The following is a 15,774-nucleotide window of genomic DNA, read 5'->3' as shown; positions in this document are numbered from 1 at the left end:
ATGCTGATAATGCGTATCTGCAATCTAGTGAGCGGAACGCTGTCAGAGCGGCGACCGCTCGTCAAGAGGTCATTGCGCAAACGGGATCCGCTGTACTAAGGTCACGGCCAACGAGCTGAAGATAGGCATTATCAGAATGACGGAGGAGCCGATGGCACCGAAACCTCGCCGGGTCACCCAGCGCGAGATCGCCGAGATCGCGGGCGTCAGCCAGACCACCGTGTCGGTGGTGCTGAACGACCGCGACGGCACCAACGTGCGGATCCCCGAGGCGACCCGGGCGCGGGTCAAGCAGGCCATCGAGCAGCTCACGTACGTCGCCGACCCCGCGGCGCGCCGGCTGGCAGGGCTGGACAACCAGATCATCGGCATCTTCACCTACGAGGCCGCGCTGTCGCCCGAGAGCATGGACTTCTACGGCCCGCTGCTGAACGGGCTCGAGCGCGCGGCCGAGCGGATCGGCTGGGATCTCCTCTTCTTCACCTCGTCTCCGGTCGAGAACGGCACGCGCAGTCTCTTCCACCGCAAGACCCGCCTCCGGCTGACCGACGGCTGCGTCCTGCTCGGTCAGCAGATGGTCGCGTCCGAGCTGGAGCGACTGGTCGCCGAGCAGTTCCCGTTCGTCGCAGTCGGGCGCCGGGACGAGACCGCCGCCGCGGTGCCGTACGTCGCTATCGACTACACCACGCCGACTACCGGGCTGATCGACCAGGCTGCGAATGCGGGTCACCAGCAGGCGCTCTACGTTCATCGCGGCCGGGACACGCCGACGGCTCGCGATCGGCGTACTGCGGTGGAGGCTGCTTCGGCGGAGGGCCGGTTGGCGTTCCTGCTGGTCGGTGAGGAGCGGATCGCCGACCTGCCCCGGCTGGCGCGTGCAACGGGCGCCACGCTGATCATCGCGGAGGACGCGTTTCTGATCGAGGACGTCGTCCACGCGATGGCTGGCGCGGGAGTCGCCGTACCCGATGAGGTGTCGGTCGCGGCGCTCGGCGAGGTGCGCGGTCATCGCATCGAGGGCCGGACGCTGGCGGGCTTCCACATACCGCGGGAGCAGTTGGCGGCCGAGGCTCTCGACCTGCTGCAGCTGCTGATCGGCACCGATCCGGATGAGTGGGCCGCGCTCGAGACGCGCCGGCTACTGGTCGCAGAGGTCGAGCCGGGGGACACGATCGTATGAACGGCCGGACCACGATCACAACCGAGGTCGCGATCATCGGGGGCGGGCTCGGTTCGGTTGCGGCGGCGCTCGCGCTGCTGCAGCGCGGGCGCCGGGTGGTGATGACCGAGGAGTACGCCTGGCTCGGTGGACAGCTCACCTCACAGGCCGTTCCGCCCGACGAGCACATCTGGGTGGAGCAGTTCGGAGTCACCGCTCGGTACCGTGCGCTGCGGGAGGGCATCCGGCGCTACTACCGCGACCACTACCCGCTCTCGGATACGGCTCGAGCTGACCGCGAGCTGAATCCGGGCCGCGGGCGGGTCAGCCGGTTGTGCCACGAGCCGCGGGTCGCCGAGGCCGTGATCTCCGGACTGCTGGCGCCGTACCGGTCGACCGGGCGGCTGACCGTCCTGCAGCCCGCGGTTCCCGTCGCGGCCGACGTGAGTGACAACGTCGTACGTTCGGTCACCGTCGCGGACCCGCGGACCGGGGCCGAGACCGTGATCAACGCTGAGTTCGTCCTGGACGGGACCGAGACCGGCGATCTGCTGCCGCTGACCGGCACGGAGTACGTCGTGGGCGCCGAAGCGCGGGCCGATACCGGCGAGCCGAGCGCCGCCGAGGTGGCGGACCCGGCGAACGTGCAGTCGATCGCCTGGTGCTTCGTCTTCGACCACGTGGCCGGTGATCACACGATCGCGCGGCCGGACGACTACGACTTCTGGCGTTCGTTCGAGCTGCCGTTCTGGGGCGCGCCGATGCTGTCGTTCACCGCGCCGAACCCACGGACGCTCGCGCCGGAAGAGCGGACCATGAACGTGAACCCGGCGAGCGACGTCACCGGTGATCCGCGGTTCGATGCCGGCGACAACGATCTGTGGCAGTTCCGGCGGATCGCTGCCCGGCAGAGCTTCGCCGACGGCTTCTACGACAGCGACATCGTGCTGGCGAACTGGCCGCAGCTGGACTACGTCGGCGGCTCGATCATCGACACCGACGACCGGTCGGCGCACCTGCAGGCCGCGAAGGCGCAGTCGCGCGCCTATGTGTACTGGCTGCAGACCGAGGCGCCCCGCCCGGACGGCGGCCGCGGTTGGCCCGGCCTGCGACTCCGCGGGGATCTCGTCGGTACCGCCGACGGGTTCGCGCAGGCGCCGTACATCCGGGAGTCGCGACGAATCAAGGCACTGACCACAGTGCGCGAGCAGGACGTGTCGATCAAGGCTCGTGGATATGACGGACCGGCCCGGTTCGAGGGCTCGGTCGGAGTCGGGATGTACCGGATCGACCTGCATCCCTCGACCGGCGGGGACAACTACATCGATGTCGAGTGCGCGCCGTTCGAGATCCCACTCGGCGCGCTGGTACCGGTGGCCACCCAGAACCTGGTGCCGGCCGCCAAGAACATTGGCACGACCCACATCACCAACGGCGCCTACCGGCTCCATCCGGTCGAGTGGAACATCGGCGAATCGGCCGGCGAACTCGTGGCGTTCTGCCTCGAGCGCGGCCTCAGCCCCCAGCAGATCGCGGCCGACGACGTCGCGGTCGACCGGCTCCAGAGCAGGTTGACCGAGGCCGGCGTCGAGCTGCACTGGCCGGAGATCGCCGGCTACTAGCGAAGGACGACATCATGATCAGTAGAAGGAAGCTGCTCGGCGCCCTGGCGCTGACGACAGCGGCGGCGGTCACGGCCGCCTGCGGTGCCTCGAGCACCGGGACGGGCTCGGGCTCGGCGAGCGCGACGGACGTCAAGCTGCGGATGACGGTCTGGACCTCGAACGAGGACCAGCTCAAGCTGTTCAACGCGATCGGCGCGGCCTACCGGGCCGAGCACCCTGAGATCTCGTCCATTACGTTCGAGAGCCTGCCGTTCGCCGACTACAACACCACCCTGACCACGCAGATCGCCGGCGGCAACGCTCCCGACCTGGCCTGGATGGGTGACCTGTCCAAGGACCTGATCGCCTCCGACGCGCTGGTCGGACTGACCGACAAGCTCAAGGCGACCGACGGCTGGAAGTACGACGACCTCGAGGACAGCGCGACCAAGGAGTTCAGCAAGGACGGCACGCTGTACGCGTACCCGTTCTCGAACTCGCCGTACGCCTTGTACGTCAACACCGACCTCCTGGCGAAGGCCGGGCAGAAGATCGATCCCAAGACGCTGACCTGGGACCAGGTCGCGGCCGCAGGCTCCGCAGTACACGCGAAGACGGGCAAAGCCGGCTTCGTCATTCGGGACTTCGACTACACCGCCTGGAACACGCTGGCCACGGTGTGGACCGGCTTCGGCGCTTCGGCGTGGTCCGCGGACGGCAAGACCTGCACGTTCAACAGCCCGGAGATGCAGAAGGCCTTCACGTTCCTGCACGACGCTGCCTTCAAGACCAAGGCCATGCCCGGCCCCGGTACGAAGGCCGACTTCTTCGCTGGCGACGCTGCCTTCACCGTCGCTCAGGTCTCCCGCGCCTCGCTGCTCACCGGCTCCTTCAAGTTCGGGCTGTACCCGCTGCCGGCCGGTCCGGCAGGCAAGTACGCCGTACTCGGACAGGCGGGCGTCGGTGTCCTTGCTGCGAGCAAACACCAGGCCCAGGCCACGGACTTCCTTGCCTACTTGACGAATCCGGTCAACACGGAGAAGCTCGCGCAGTTCTTCCCGCCGCCGCGGAAGTCGTTGCTCACCGGCGCGAAGCTTGCCGCCAACAACAAGGTCCTGTCCGCCGCGCAGCTGCAGGAAGCGGTGATCGACCAACTGCCGAACGCGGTCACCCTGCCCAACCACACCAGCCCGGCCGAGATCGCGCAGAAGGGCAAGACCGCGCTGGACGCGCTGTGGAAGCCCGACGCCGACATCCCGGCCGTCCTGAACTCGGTGTGTACTGCGATTCAGCCGATCCTGGCGAAGTGATGAAGTTCTGGACCACCCGCCGCCGAGATGTCCTGACCGGGTACCTGTTCATCGCGCCGCAGCTGATCGGGGTCATGCTGTTCGTCCTGATCCCGGTCGGGCTGGCGATCTGGTACAGCCTGCACAAATGGAACATCTTCACCGGCAAGCAGATATTCGTCGGCGGCGGCAACTATGCCGAGCTGGCGAAGGATCCGCAGCTGCCGAAGGTGCTGCTGGCAACGGTTCTGTTCTCCGGCGGCGTGGTGGTCCTGAACATCACGCTCGGGCTGCTGATCGCCGTCATGCTGAATCGCCGGTTCCGCGGCGCGACGTTCTTCCGCACACTGTTCTTCTCGCCGGTTGTGGTGTCGGTGGTGGCCTGGACCCTGGTCTGGGGCTTCCTGCTGCAGGACAACGGCGGTATCAACGGCGTTCTCGACGCGATCGGGATCGACGGACCGAACTGGCTGCAGCACGGCAACACCGCGATGCTGTCGGTGATCATCAGCCAGGTGGTCCGCAGCGTCGGTGTCAACATGGTGCTGTTCTTGTCCGCGCTGCAGGGCGTGCCGTCGGAGCTCTACGAGGCGGCCCGGATCGACGGCGCACGCAGCCGGTCGATCTTCACCCGAATCACGCTGCCGCTGATCTCGCCGACGGTGTTGCTGACGGCAATCATCACCGTCGTCGGGGCGCTGCAGTCGTTCGCGCAGATCGCCGTACTGACCAAGGGCGGTCCGGAGCTGAGTACGACGGTGCTCGTGTACTACGTGTTCCAGCAGGCGTTCGAGTTCAACAACATCGGGTACGGCTCGACGCTGGCGTTGATGTTGCTGAGCTTCGTGATGGTGCTGACCTTGCTGCAATGGCAGCTGCGCCGGAAGTGGGTGTTCCATGAGCAGTAGGCCGATGGCGCGACGGGTGCTCCTGGTGACAGCGCTCGGCGTACTCGCGATTCCGTTCGTGGTGCCGACGGTGTGGATGATCGCGGCGTCGGTGAAGCCGTTGCCGGAGATCTTCAAGTCACCGCCGTCGTTGCTGACCGCACACCCGACGCTGGCGGCGTACGGCGAGGCGTTCACGTTCCAGCCGTTCGCGCGGCAGTACGTGAACAGCCTCTACATCGCCGTCCTGGTCACGCTGATCACCTTGGTGGTGTCGAGTCTGGCTGGGTACGCGTTCGCGCGGATCCGCTTCCCGGGTGCCAATGCGCTGTTCCTGGTCGTGCTGACCGGGCTGCTCGTGCCGAGCGAGGTGACGATCGTCCCGCTGTTCCAGATGTTCAAGCGGGCCGGGATGATCAACACCCACTGGCCGTTGATCCTGGTGACCTCGCTGGCCGCACCTTGCGTTCTCGCGACCTTCATCATGCGCCAGTTCTTCATCGCCCTGCCTGCCGAGCTCGAAGAAGCGGGCCGGCTGGACGGTCTCGGCCGCCCCGGGATCTGGTGGCGGATCTGCCTGCCGCTGGCCCGGCCGGCGCTGTCCGCGGTCGCGATCCTGACCTTCCTCGCCTCGTGGAACCTCTACCTCGAACCGACCGTCTATCTGACCTCACCAGAGCTGTTCACGTTGCCGCAGGCACTCACCCGCTTCACCGACGCCTACGGAGGCGAGATGTGGAACACCCAATTGGCAGCCGCCACGATGACGGTCCTGCCCGTCCTGATCGTCTTCGTGATCGCCCAGCGCCAGTTCGTCGAGGGCCTGGCCCATTCGGGGCTCAAATGACCGAGTCAATGGTCTTCGAGCACGACAAGGTGCAGATCCGCGTCCACGACGGGGTCTTCGAACTGTTCGATCAAGCCAACGTCACCAAGTCGTACCGAACTCCGCTGAGTTGGGTGCGGGTGCGAGCACAGGCGCGCAAGCGCGGCATGTACATGCTGCATTTCTCGTACGCCGTATACCCGGACGAACCGATCTACGCACGGCTGATGGGCGGCGTCGTCACCTACGCCACAGTCGAGATCCCAATGGCCGACGAACCCCTCTACCGCGCCTTCTTCAACAACCTCGCCGACCTCTCCGGCCGACCGATCGGGTAGCGCCCCGTAGAGCCCGTGAGCTCAAATAGGCTTATTTATAAGGCATTTGGAGGGCTACCCAGGCGTTGACGCGGGATTGGGGGTCGTCGAAGGAGGTGTGGAGGAGGGTCTCTATGTGGGTGATTCTGTTGCGGATGGTGTTGCGGTGGACGCCTAGTTCGGTGGCGGTGTCGCCGCGGGAGCCGTGGTGGCGGAGGAAGGTGGCGAGGGTTTCGAGGAGGGTGGGGTCGCCGGCCAGTGGGGCTAGGTACGAGCTTGCGAAGGCGGTGGCTCTCTCAGTGCCGAGGAGGGCGATGACGCCGGTATCGACGAGGTCGTCCCAGGTGCGGACCGGCGTCGTACGGCCGGTGGCGGCGAGGGCGTGGCCCGCTGCGTCGTAGCTGATGGTGCTCTGCTCGAGCGGCATCGCGCGGCCGACGCCGACCTGCAGTCCGAGGCTTGCCAACTGGTCAGGTACGTCGTCCGCCCGGGCTCGGAGGACTGCAAGGAGCTCGCCGTCGAGGATGGTGGCGAGAACGCGCCGGTCCTCCAGCAGCGCGAGCGCATCGGCGGTCTCCTCCCGGGTGCCCCGCGCCCGCAGCAGTCGGACCTCGTTCGGCAGTTTCGGGCCGGAGCCGGTGACGGCCGTTGCCTCCAGAACGATGCGGGCAGTACGGACGTCGCCGGCGAGCAACAACTCGACAGCGCGCGAACGGAGTTGGCGGTCGGTCGCGCGTCGCTCGTGGCGTCGCTCCAGGCTCAGGCTGAGCAGTGATCCGGCTGTCGCGATGGCCAGGCGGTCGGCATCGCTGCTCAGTCCGGGAACGAAGACCGCCAGCCAGGCTTCGGGACGGGATCGCACCCCGAGCGGCCGGACGATGGTGGAGCCGGTCACCGACGACGAGCTCGCGGCCGCACGCAGGCCCTGCGCCTGGATCCGTTCGACGGCGCTCCGGACGTCGTCGAGCACCAGGTCCTCGGTCCGGCTGCCGAACGGGCCGTCGATCGGCTCGCCGTCTCGCGTGACGATCGTGGCGGCGCCGTCGACGAGGCCGGCAAGCCGCCGTACGAGCGTGGCCTCGTCGGCGACCTCGAGCGCGGCCTGGGTCAGGACTCGTTGTGCGTCCAGCGCGCGGCGGGCAAGACTCCCGCGGGCGGCTTCGATCATCGCGGCGGCGGTCCGGGAGATGGCCACGAAGGTCGTACGTCGTGGCACCTCGAAGAGGTTGAATCCGAGATCCTCGCAGGCCTGCCTGAGCGATTCCGGTGTCCGCTCGTGCGTCAGCCCGACCCCGAGCCCGAGAGCAGCAACACCGGCACCGACCAGGCGCTCGACGTACTCCTGCCACTCCTCGGCCCACTCGGCGGTCTCGAGCCCCGTTGTCAGCAGCACCTCGCCGCCCTCGAGGTACGGCGTCGGGTCGACGAGCTCGCTCGTCGCCACCCAACGGACCTCGGCGCCCGCAGGGGACAGGTGCACCGGAGCCAGCGCCAGCTCCGGAACGGCCAACAGATCCGCCACCATCACCACGGTGTCATTCTCGCACAAGGTTCAGGTTTCGATTGTGCGAAGACGACATGGCCACGAACAGGTGCGACCTCCTACCGTCGGGTGTGTCTGCACCCAAATTTGGAGCGCTCTGATGACCGTTACCGCCACACAGCCCGCAGTCGGCGGACCGCAGCTTCCCCAGGAGCGCCGTCTGGTGACCGAGATCCCCGGCCCGTTGTCGCGGAGCCTCGCAGCTCGGAAGGACGGCGCGGTCAGCAGCGCAGTCGGGACGATGCTTCCGGTGTACGTCGCAGCCGCCGGTGGTGGTGTGGTCGTGGACATCGACGGCAACTCACTCATCGACCTCGGATCGGGCATCGCCGTCACCACGGTCGGCAACAGCAACCCGCGGGTCGCGGAGGCAGTCGCCGCACAAGCGTCGGCCTTTACACACACCTGCTTCATGATCACGCCGTACGACGGGTACATCGAGGTGGCCGAGGCACTGAACCGACTCACGCCCGGCGATCACGACAAGCGCACGGCACTGTTCAACTCCGGCGCCGAGGCGGTCGAGAACGCGATCAAGATCGCCCGTTCGCACACCGGTAAGCAAGCAGTCGTCGCGTTCGACCACGGCTACCACGGCCGCACCAACCTGACGATGGCGCTGACAGCGAAGAGCATGCCGTACAAGAGCGGCTTCGGTCCGTTCGCGCCCGAGGTGTACCGCGCGCCGATGTCGTACCCGTTCCGCGACGGCGGCCTCGACGGTGTGACCGCTGCGCGCCGCGCGATCGAGGTGATCGAGAAGCAGGTCGGCGCCGCCAACCTCGCCGCCGTCGTGATCGAGCCGATCCAGGGCGAGGGCGGATTCGTCGTACCGGCTCCGGGGTTCCTGCCGGCGCTGGCCGCATGGTGTACCGACAACGGTGTCGTGTTCGTCGCCGACGAGGTACAGACGGGTTTCGCCCGGACCGGCGACCTGTTCGCGTGCGAGGACGAGGGCGTCGTACCGGACCTGATCGTGACGGCCAAGGGCATCGCGGGCGGCTTGCCGCTTGCCGCGGTGACCGGGCGCGCCGAGATGATGAACGCCCCGCACGCTGGTGGCCTCGGTGGGACGTACGGCGGTAACCCGCTCGCGTGCGCAGCTGCTCTGGCTGTGTTCGAGAGCATCGAGGCCGACGGACTGGTCGATCGGGCGCGCCAGATCGGGGCGATGCTGACGGAGCGGCTCACCGCGCTGCAAGCTGCCGATGCGCGGATCGGCGATGTCCGGGGCCGCGGCGCGATGATGGCGATCGAGCTCGTCGAGCCCGGCACGACCGAGCCCGACGCGGCCCTCACCCAGCGGGTCGCCGCCGCCGCTCACGCGCAGGGCCTCGTGGTGCTCGTCTGCGGCACCTGGGGCAACGTGCTCCGGTTCCTGCCGCCGCTCTCGATCCCCGATCACCTCCTCGCCGAGGCGTTCGGCGTCCTCGAACAGATCTTCAAGGACAGCTGATCTCAACCGAGGCTGTGGCGCGGGTGTCGGGCAGGCTGCCCGTCGGTCAGAACGTGTTGGGGCCGAGGTGGTTGGTGATCCAGCGGGCGGAGAGTTCGGTCGAGGCGAGGTTGGTGTCGGCCTCGGGTACGTCGACCTCGACGATGAGCCAGCCGTTGTAGGTGTCGGGGAGGGTGGCGATGGCGGCGAGCAGGTCGACGTCGCCGCGGCCGGGTTCGGTCCAGACGGTGTGCTTGTGGACGGTCGCGTCGAAGTAGTTCGCGTCGGCGCCCTTGGCGGCCTGGGCCTGGTCGAGGTGGACGTCCTTCAGGTGTACGGCGGCGATGCGATCGGCGTACTGCGTCACCACTACCGCCGGGGTCATCCCGGCCCAGGCGAGGTGGCCGGTGTCGGGGCCGAACGACAGGATCGACGACGGCACGGCCTCGAGCACCGCGCGGATCTCCGGCTCGATCTCGATCGGGCTGCCGACGTGCGGATGCAGGGCCGGCGTGACACCTTCGGCCGTGATCGCCTCGGCGGCGGCGCCGATGTAGTCGATGACCTTGGGGAGATCGGTCTCGCCGTATCCGATGGCAGGGTGGGCAATGCGGTCGGGGGTCAGGCCGGTGGCGAGGAACACTTCGGTGTTGCCGAGCTCAGCCTGGACCGCCGCATGCTGTTTGGCAGCCTCGCGGATGTTGTCGGCAGTGAGGTCGACGGAGAAGTAGCCCGGCGCCGGCTCCAGCCCGTGCTCCGCCAGCAGCGAGCGATACGCGGCCGCGCCCAGACCGGGTGGCGGATCCGCGTGGATACCGCGGAACGGTGTCGTCGCGATCTCGGCGAACGCGCGCTTCAGCACGGGCACACTGTGGTCGAACCCTGCGGGGGTGAGCACCCACGGGAGCGGGTTGAGACCGACACGGAACTTTGTCATTCGGAATCTCCTTGGGAAGAGAGTGGGGTGAGCGCGAGGTTGCGCCAGCGGCAGCGGGCGCCGCGGCCCCAGCGGGCGTCGCCGAAGCGTGGGTCGTTGTCGTGGACTTCCAGAGCGATGTGTCCGGCGGGACCCAGGTCGCGGGCGACGGCGTCGGCGTCGTACTGCGGATGCTGCATCGTGGCGAGGTCGATCTCCGCGACGAACACGTCGTTGACCCAGGTGGTGATCGTCGGTTTAGCGCCGACGCAGCGAATGCGGAGGCTGTTCCAGTCGCCGAAACGCCAGCGGGCCAGGAACTCCTGCGGGTCCCCGCGTCGGGTGAGCAGGGCCGGCTTGTCGGGGGTCATCGGCTCGGACGTCGTGGCGGGGTCCTCGATGCGGAGGCCCGTTGGGTTGCCGTTGGCATCGAGTTCGGCGTCGAGGACGTACGGTACGGCGTGGAAGCCGCCGGTGCCGTTGCCGAAGAAGCCGCCGATCGAGCCTGACTTGCGGTGGTCGACGAGCACCTGGAAACCGGCCCAGTTGTCCGGACGGCGTCGTACCATCACGCCGGTGTCGGCCGGCCAATCGGGTTTCAGCTCCAGCACGAGTTCGAAGTCACCGAAGGATTGCTCGGTCACCAAGTAGCCGCCATAGCCGGGGAAGGCTGGGTCCTGGAAGCCTTCGATCGCGCCGTCGACCACCTCCCAGTGAGCGGGATGCTTGGCGGCTTGTTCTTCGTAGTCGGCCGCCAGATCCGGGACCAGGTCGCGGATCGCCGGGCCTCCGGGCCACATCGTGTCGTAGGTGCGGGGTACGGCGTACCAGCCGTTGAGCGTCTTTCCGTCGAAGAGTTCCATAGGTTCCTTTCTCAGCGGCCGGCGAGTGCGCCGCCGATGCCGCCGATGCTGAAGTACCTGTTCAGGACCGCGAAGATGATTGCTGGTGGCAACAGCATCACCACGGACAGCGCCATCACCGAACCCCAGTCGACCGCGTTCTGCTGGAAGAAGGTCTGCAGGCCGATCGGAAGTGTGAAGATCGAGCTGGTGCGCAGGAAGACGAGCGCGACCAAGTAGTCGTTCCAGGCGAGCAGGAACGCGAAGATCGCGGTGGACAGGATGCCCGGCAGCGAGTTGCGGAGCACGATCTTGACGAACGAGCCGAAGACCGAGCAGCCGTCGACCCACGCGGCTTCCTCGAGGGCGTGCGGGATCGAGTCGAAGTACGCCGCCATCATCCAGGTTGCCACGGACATTGTGCTGCCGACGTACACGATCACGAGGCCGATCAGGTTGTCGGTCAGCCCGAGGCGCGCGAACAGCACGAAGAGCGGGATGATCGCCGTGATGACCGGCAGCGACTGGATCACGAACAGCAGCAGCGAGAGACCCGAGACCGCCCTGCTGCGCCCACGGGACAGGACGTAGCCGGCCGGCGCCGCCACGATGACCGAGACCACGACGGTGGCGAGGGTGACGCCGAGGCTGTTGCCGAGCCAGATCCGTACGTCGGTGTTCGCGAAGACGTTGCGGAAGTTCTCGAGCGTCAGGAGGCCGCTCGACCCGCTCGGGCGGATCGACAGCAGCAAGGTCGCGAACACTGGCACGAGCACGACCAGAGTGATGACAAGCAGGACAGCGAAGCGCCACCACTGCCCGCGCGCTCTGGGGTCGCGCGACTGAAGAGCCGTTGCACTGCTCATGCGATGTCCACCTTCCGGATCTGGCGGTAGAGCGCGGTCGAGACGATCACCAGGACGAGCGTCATCAGGAACGCGATCGCGACACCGGTGCCGGTCTGCAGATCCTGGAAGACCGTGCGGTAGGCCAGCACGACCAGCGAGGACGTCGCGTCGACCGGTCCGCCACCGGTCAGCAGGTAGATGGTGGGGAAGTCGTTCACGCAGAAGATCGTCATCAAGATCCAGCTGATGTACGTCGACCGCGAGATCAGCGGCAGCGTGATGTGGACGAATTGTTGCCGTCGGCTCGCACCGTCGATACCGGCCGCTTCGTACACGGTGGTGTCGACCGCGGCCAAGGCGGCCGACGTCATCAGCATCATGAACGGGAAGCTGACCCACACCTTGAAGACGCAGACGGTGATCGCGGCCAGCGTCGGATCGGCAAGGAAGTGCACCTCGCCGAGACCAAGATGCGCGGCGAGCGAAGGGATCGGGCTGGTCGGTGTGCTGACGAGCCAGTTCCAGGCCGTCGAGGACACGACGATCGGTACCACCCAGGGCAGCATCAGCAGCACCTTGAACACGGTCCCGCCGGGGATCTTCGTGCGCAGCAGGAGTGCCAGACCCAAGCCGACCAGCCAGCTGCCGAAGACACCGACGACAGTGAAGACCAGCGTGAACCGCGCAGCGCTCCAGAACCGCGGGCTGGTCAGCACGTCCGCATAGTTGCCGAGCCCAACGAAATTGCCGGTGACGATCAGCGTGCCGTCGCGGACCGACTGGGACGCGGCGACGACCAGCGGGTAGGCGTTGATCAGCAGCAGGAGTACGACGCACGGCGCGACCAGCAGGATCATCGTGACCGCAGTACGGCTCAGCCGGAACCCGTGACCCGCCGCCGCTGCAGTCGAGGCGCGCGGGATGGTCTCCGTCGTCATCGTTTGACGACTCCCTCGAGACCACGCTGCAGCGTGGTGAGGGCCGTCTTCGGATCGGTCTGGCCTTGCAACATGGTCTGCGCGAACTGGGCGAGGGCCTGGCCGCCGTCAACGGCCGCGAGTGCTGCGAACGAGGCGGTCTTCTTCGCGGCGTACGTCTTGCAGACCGGGATCCATTTCTCGACGATCGCGACCTGGTTCGGGTCCTTGGTGTAGTAGTCCGCGCTCGCGATCGACTTCAGCACCGGGACGGCCACGCCGACCGCGGTCTCCCAGTACTTGTGGAGCTGGCCGAAGTAGAACTTCAGGAAAGCCTCAGAAGCCTCCTGCGACGGTGTATTCGTATACATCATCAGATTGTTGACGAAGTACAGGCCCGCGATCGTGCCGCTCGGGCTCTTCAGAGGACTCGCGACGAACAGGTTCTTGCCGGTCTTGGTCGCCTGGGCCGCGAGCCCGGGGGAGTGGATCCCGAGGCCGGCCTTCCCGCTGTCCCACTGGGTCCGCAGGTTCTCGATCGTGTACGAGACCGCGCCTTTGTCGATGATTCCCTCGCCCGCGAGCTGCTTCACGAACGTCATCGCCTCGATGTTCGCGTCCGTCACGCAGTCCGGCTTGCCGTCCGGGTCGAACAGTCCGCCGCCGTTGTTGACCATCATCGCGACCATCGTGTGCGCGCCGAGATTGTTGTCCGACCCTGAGCCGGTCGCGAAGCCGGAGACGCCGATCTTCTTCAGTGCCTGCCCGGCCGTGAGCAGCTCATCCCAGGTCGTCGGCACCTTCGCGCCGGCCTGATCGAGCAGGGCCTTGTTGTACCAGAGCGGACGGACGTCGGTCTGCCACGGTACGGCGACGTACCCCTTGTCGGTCTTCATCGTGTCCATCACGCCGGGCAGGAAGTCGTCGTACGTGCCGTCCTTCTTCATCGCGTCGATGAGGTTGTCGGCGTACGCGATCGCGCCCTGCTCGGCGAACTGGAACGCCTGGAACCCGGCGCCGGAGCTGACCGCCGGCCCGGTCTTCGAGGCGATCGCCGACGAGAACGTCTGGTAGAAGCCGTTCCACTGGATGATCTGGTACGACGCCTTGCCGAAGCCCTGCGCGGGTGCGTACCCGCCGATGATCTGCTTGCCGAGCGTGTTGTACGCCGGGGCGCCCCACGGCATGTCCCAGAACTTCAGCTCGCCGGACGCGTCGCCGGCCTTGCTCGAGCCGCTGTTGCCGGAGACATTGCACGCGCTGAGAGCTGCCACCCCGGCGAGTCCCAGGAACCCGCGGCGGGTGAACTTTCCTTGATTCATGACTGCGCTCCTTCCGCGACCGCCAGAGCGGCCGACGCCACCTGTACGTCGTCGTACAGCTGATTCAGGTCGGTGAGTCGATCGGCCGGAGCGGTGTCGTGCAGTCGCCGCAGCGTCGCGCGATGGCCGGTCTCGTAGATGGTCGGCGCCAGTACTGCGCCGTGGGGGCCGACTGTGATGAGCCGGGCGGGCTGTGCCGTGTCGCCGGTCGGAATCGTCAGCTCGACGCTTCCGTCGGAGGTGAGGAGGCGAACGGTGGCTGAGGTGGGTACGGCGGACGTGCAGATGATGCTGAAGTCCACGCGGACGTCGTCGGTTGAGCCTTCGGCGTACAGCGCGTGGTCGGACAGGTAGCTGATGGTTGCTGTCCTGATTGGATTGAAGAGCGCGCGGATCAGAGTCAGTTGGTGAAGGAGAGCGTCGCCGAGGTCGGTGCCTGGCTCGGCGACTACCCGGCACTCGATGTGGTTGCCGTCGGCAACTCGGAACGCCGCCGCGGCGTTGTCGATCACCGGGTTGGACGCCCACGGCGAATCGACGATCACCCGCGCTGTCAGGAGATCGGCGAACTCGGCCGGCCGCGGATGTACGAGGACAACCGCGGTGGCACCCGAGCCGAGCGCCTGCCGAACGCCGGCGGGCCAGTCGCCCGCCCCATCAACGATGCTGACGTCCCCGGGATCCGGAAACGACAGCGGCAGTGTCGCTACGGCGGACTGTGCGGCGCTCACGCGGCGGCCTCCGTCCGGTCGGCTGAGCGGACGGCTTCGGCGGCGGCGTCGGCAACGGCGACTGTGAACCGCAGGTCGTCGACCAACCCGTCCAGGTCGGGCGGCGCGACCTCCCCGCGTACGACGGCCGCGAGTTCCAGCCACTCCGCCTCGTAGCCGTTGGACGAACTCGGACCGAACACCTGCGCCGACTCCGCGGTCGTGAGTGTGCTGACCGCCGATCCGGCGTGCACATAAGACGGTGTGAACTCGGTGTGCAGGACCTGATCATCGGCGTACGCCTCGAGCACCCAGCTCGGCTGCCAGGTCTGCGAGACGACCGCGTGCAACTCCACAACCTTGCTATCAGCAACCATTAGGATCCGGTAGCCGAACGGTGTCAGGAGAGACGCGCTCAGAACGTTGAGATCGTCGTACCGAGACAAGAAGCTGCGGACCAGCGGCAGATCGTGAACCGCCAGACCCATCACACCGGCGTGGACCATCGCCGCGCGGACCTGCACGTCGGACAGATCCAGCGAAGGGAAGTCCGGCCGCGTGAGCACCTCGGTCGCCAGATCCTCGAAGCGTGCGTTCGGCGGGAGGACGATCGACGACCGGATCGTATGGCTGGCTGTGGGGAGCTCACCCCACTGCGCAACCGCGGCCCGCCACCCCGGATCGAAGGTGTGCATCGCGCCTACTAGGACAGGTACGCCGGTCTCCGCCGAAACCGCTGCGATCGTCGCGGCCTCGTCGCCCGACATTGCCATCGGCTTCTCGCAGAGCACTGCCTTCTTGCCGGCCCGGCATGCCGCGATCGCTTGCTCTGCATGGAAAGCGTGCGGACTGCAGATCGCGACGACGTCGACGAGCGGATCGTCGAGGAGCGTCTCGAGCGAGGTCGAGTACGCCGCACCGGCCCGCGCCGCGACGGTCTCGGCCACGCCGGCGTCGATGTCGTTGAGGTGGCGGACGGTGAATTGGTCGGCGAGCCGGGCCAGGGTCGGCAGGTGAATCGCCTGCGTGACCGGGCCTGAACCCAGGAAACCGACTCCGAGAGTTGACCGCATTCGTGGCTCCTCACCAGAGTGAAACCAGATCAGTCGTTCAGATTTCGGCAAACGTAAACGCCTGGTAAGGTTTCGTCAAGAGTTCG

At 67.1% G+C, this 15,774-nt stretch carries 15 protein-coding genes; 7 read left to right on the top strand and 8 right to left on the bottom strand.

The window, feature by feature from the left end; all coding sequences use genetic code 11:
• The first annotated feature begins 151 nt into the window (after nt 1-151).
• From ACQPYH_RS27295 to ACQPYH_RS27270, 6 genes are read left to right on the top strand one after another with little or no spacing between them, the layout of a single operon-like run.
• Nucleotides 152-1,180, top strand: a complete 1,029-nt coding sequence (locus tag ACQPYH_RS27295) for a LacI family DNA-binding transcriptional regulator (protein WP_432876757.1) — start codon at nt 152-154, stop codon at nt 1,178-1,180.
• Entirely contained in the window at nt 1,177-2,781 is a 1,605-nt protein-coding gene (locus tag ACQPYH_RS27290; protein ID WP_432876755.1) for an FAD-dependent oxidoreductase, read from the top strand. Before ACQPYH_RS27295 ends, ACQPYH_RS27290 begins: the two co-directional genes overlap by 4 nt.
• A 14-nt stretch (nt 2,782-2,795) precedes the next feature.
• Nucleotides 2,796-4,073: an ABC transporter substrate-binding protein gene (locus ACQPYH_RS27285; protein WP_432876754.1), complete on the top strand. Its 1,278-nt coding sequence runs from the start codon at nt 2,796-2,798 to the stop codon at nt 4,071-4,073.
• Entirely contained in the window at nt 4,073-4,960 is an 888-nt protein-coding gene (locus tag ACQPYH_RS27280) for a carbohydrate ABC transporter permease (RefSeq protein ID WP_432894503.1), read from the top strand. Before ACQPYH_RS27285 ends, ACQPYH_RS27280 begins: the two co-directional genes overlap by 1 nt.
• Nucleotides 4,950-5,786, top strand: coding sequence for a carbohydrate ABC transporter permease (locus tag ACQPYH_RS27275; protein WP_432876753.1), 837 nt, complete (start codon nt 4,950-4,952; stop codon nt 5,784-5,786). The genes ACQPYH_RS27280 and ACQPYH_RS27275 overlap by 11 nt, the downstream gene beginning before the upstream one ends.
• A complete protein-coding gene (locus tag ACQPYH_RS27270; RefSeq protein WP_432876752.1) occupies nt 5,783-6,103 on the top strand; it encodes a hypothetical protein in 321 nt (106 codons plus the stop codon). The genes ACQPYH_RS27275 and ACQPYH_RS27270 overlap by 4 nt, the downstream gene beginning before the upstream one ends.
• A gap of 31 nt (nt 6,104-6,134) precedes the next feature.
• Here the strand turns inward: ACQPYH_RS27270 and ACQPYH_RS27265 are convergent, their stop codons facing one another.
• The gene (locus tag ACQPYH_RS27265; protein ID WP_432876751.1) at nt 6,135-7,604 is read right to left on the bottom strand and encodes a PucR family transcriptional regulator; all 1,470 of its coding nucleotides are present in this window, start codon (nt 7,602-7,604) and stop codon (nt 6,135-6,137) included.
• A 121-nt stretch (nt 7,605-7,725) separates the two neighbouring features.
• Here ACQPYH_RS27265 and gabT point away from each other — a divergent pair, with 121 nt between their 5' ends.
• Nucleotides 7,726-9,081 (top strand): 4-aminobutyrate--2-oxoglutarate transaminase, encoded by a 1,356-nt coding sequence (gene gabT, locus ACQPYH_RS27260; RefSeq protein WP_432876750.1) that lies wholly within the window; start codon nt 7,726-7,728, stop codon nt 9,079-9,081.
• Nucleotides 9,082-9,127: 46 nt separating this feature from the next.
• On the opposite strand, the gene ACQPYH_RS27255 is transcribed toward gabT, so the two are convergent.
• Genes ACQPYH_RS27255 through ACQPYH_RS27225 form a run of 7 tightly spaced genes read right to left on the bottom strand, consistent with a single transcriptional unit; the run spans nt 9,128 to nt 15,688 of the window.
• Nucleotides 9,128-9,997, bottom strand: coding sequence for a sugar phosphate isomerase/epimerase family protein (locus ACQPYH_RS27255; RefSeq protein WP_432876749.1), 870 nt, complete (start codon nt 9,995-9,997; stop codon nt 9,128-9,130).
• The gene (locus ACQPYH_RS27250; RefSeq protein WP_432876748.1) at nt 9,994-10,839 is read right to left on the bottom strand and encodes a 3-keto-disaccharide hydrolase; all 846 of its coding nucleotides are present in this window, start codon (nt 10,837-10,839) and stop codon (nt 9,994-9,996) included. The genes ACQPYH_RS27255 and ACQPYH_RS27250 overlap by 4 nt, the downstream gene beginning before the upstream one ends.
• Nucleotides 10,840-10,850: 11 nt before the next feature.
• Nucleotides 10,851-11,684 (bottom strand): carbohydrate ABC transporter permease, encoded by an 834-nt coding sequence (locus ACQPYH_RS27245; protein WP_432876746.1) that lies wholly within the window; start codon nt 11,682-11,684, stop codon nt 10,851-10,853.
• Nucleotides 11,681-12,604 carry a carbohydrate ABC transporter permease gene (locus ACQPYH_RS27240; RefSeq protein ID WP_432876744.1) on the bottom strand — a complete coding sequence of 308 codons (924 nt, stop codon included), beginning with the start codon at nt 12,602-12,604 and terminating at the stop codon, nt 11,681-11,683. Before ACQPYH_RS27240 ends, ACQPYH_RS27245 begins: the two co-directional genes overlap by 4 nt.
• Entirely contained in the window at nt 12,601-13,905 is a 1,305-nt protein-coding gene (locus ACQPYH_RS27235) for an ABC transporter substrate-binding protein (protein WP_432876742.1), read from the bottom strand. The genes ACQPYH_RS27240 and ACQPYH_RS27235 overlap by 4 nt, the downstream gene beginning before the upstream one ends.
• Entirely contained in the window at nt 13,902-14,636 is a 735-nt protein-coding gene (locus ACQPYH_RS27230; protein ID WP_432876740.1) for a hypothetical protein, read from the bottom strand. Before ACQPYH_RS27230 ends, ACQPYH_RS27235 begins: the two co-directional genes overlap by 4 nt.
• Nucleotides 14,633-15,688: a Gfo/Idh/MocA family protein gene (locus tag ACQPYH_RS27225; RefSeq protein ID WP_432876738.1), complete on the bottom strand. Its 1,056-nt coding sequence runs from the start codon at nt 15,686-15,688 to the stop codon at nt 14,633-14,635. The genes ACQPYH_RS27230 and ACQPYH_RS27225 overlap by 4 nt, the downstream gene beginning before the upstream one ends.
• Nucleotides 15,689-15,774 lie beyond the last annotated feature (86 nt).

It is taken from the genome of Kribbella sp. CA-245084 (genome assembly GCF_050942355.1).
In the GTDB taxonomy this organism is placed as follows: domain Bacteria; phylum Actinomycetota; class Actinomycetes; order Propionibacteriales; family Kribbellaceae; genus Kribbella.
This window is presented reverse-complemented; position numbering and strand designations above follow the sequence as displayed.

Coding starts and splice junctions, on each gene's coding strand:
- ACQPYH_RS27245 (WP_432876746.1), bottom strand. CDS start 11,684: ATGAGCAGTGCAACGGCTCTTCAGTCGCGCGACCCCAGAGCGCGCGGG.
- ACQPYH_RS27240 (WP_432876744.1), bottom strand. CDS start 12,604: ATGACGACGGAGACCATCCCGCGCGCCTCGACTGCAGCGGCGGCGGGT.
- ACQPYH_RS27225 (WP_432876738.1), bottom strand. CDS start 15,688: ATGCGGTCAACTCTCGGAGTCGGTTTCCTGGGTTCAGGCCCGGTCACG.
- ACQPYH_RS27290 (WP_432876755.1), top strand. CDS start 1,177: ATGAACGGCCGGACCACGATCACAACCGAGGTCGCGATCATCGGGGGC.
- ACQPYH_RS27280 (WP_432894503.1), top strand. CDS start 4,073: ATGAAGTTCTGGACCACCCGCCGCCGAGATGTCCTGACCGGGTACCTG.
- gabT (WP_432876750.1), top strand. CDS start 7,726: ATGACCGTTACCGCCACACAGCCCGCAGTCGGCGGACCGCAGCTTCCC.
- ACQPYH_RS27235 (WP_432876742.1), bottom strand. CDS start 13,905: ATGAATCAAGGAAAGTTCACCCGCCGCGGGTTCCTGGGACTCGCCGGG.
- ACQPYH_RS27285 (WP_432876754.1), top strand. CDS start 2,796: ATGATCAGTAGAAGGAAGCTGCTCGGCGCCCTGGCGCTGACGACAGCG.
- ACQPYH_RS27270 (WP_432876752.1), top strand. CDS start 5,783: ATGACCGAGTCAATGGTCTTCGAGCACGACAAGGTGCAGATCCGCGTC.
- ACQPYH_RS27295 (WP_432876757.1), top strand. CDS start 152: ATGGCACCGAAACCTCGCCGGGTCACCCAGCGCGAGATCGCCGAGATC.
- ACQPYH_RS27255 (WP_432876749.1), bottom strand. CDS start 9,997: ATGACAAAGTTCCGTGTCGGTCTCAACCCGCTCCCGTGGGTGCTCACC.
- ACQPYH_RS27250 (WP_432876748.1), bottom strand. CDS start 10,839: ATGGAACTCTTCGACGGAAAGACGCTCAACGGCTGGTACGCCGTACCC.
- ACQPYH_RS27275 (WP_432876753.1), top strand. CDS start 4,950: ATGAGCAGTAGGCCGATGGCGCGACGGGTGCTCCTGGTGACAGCGCTC.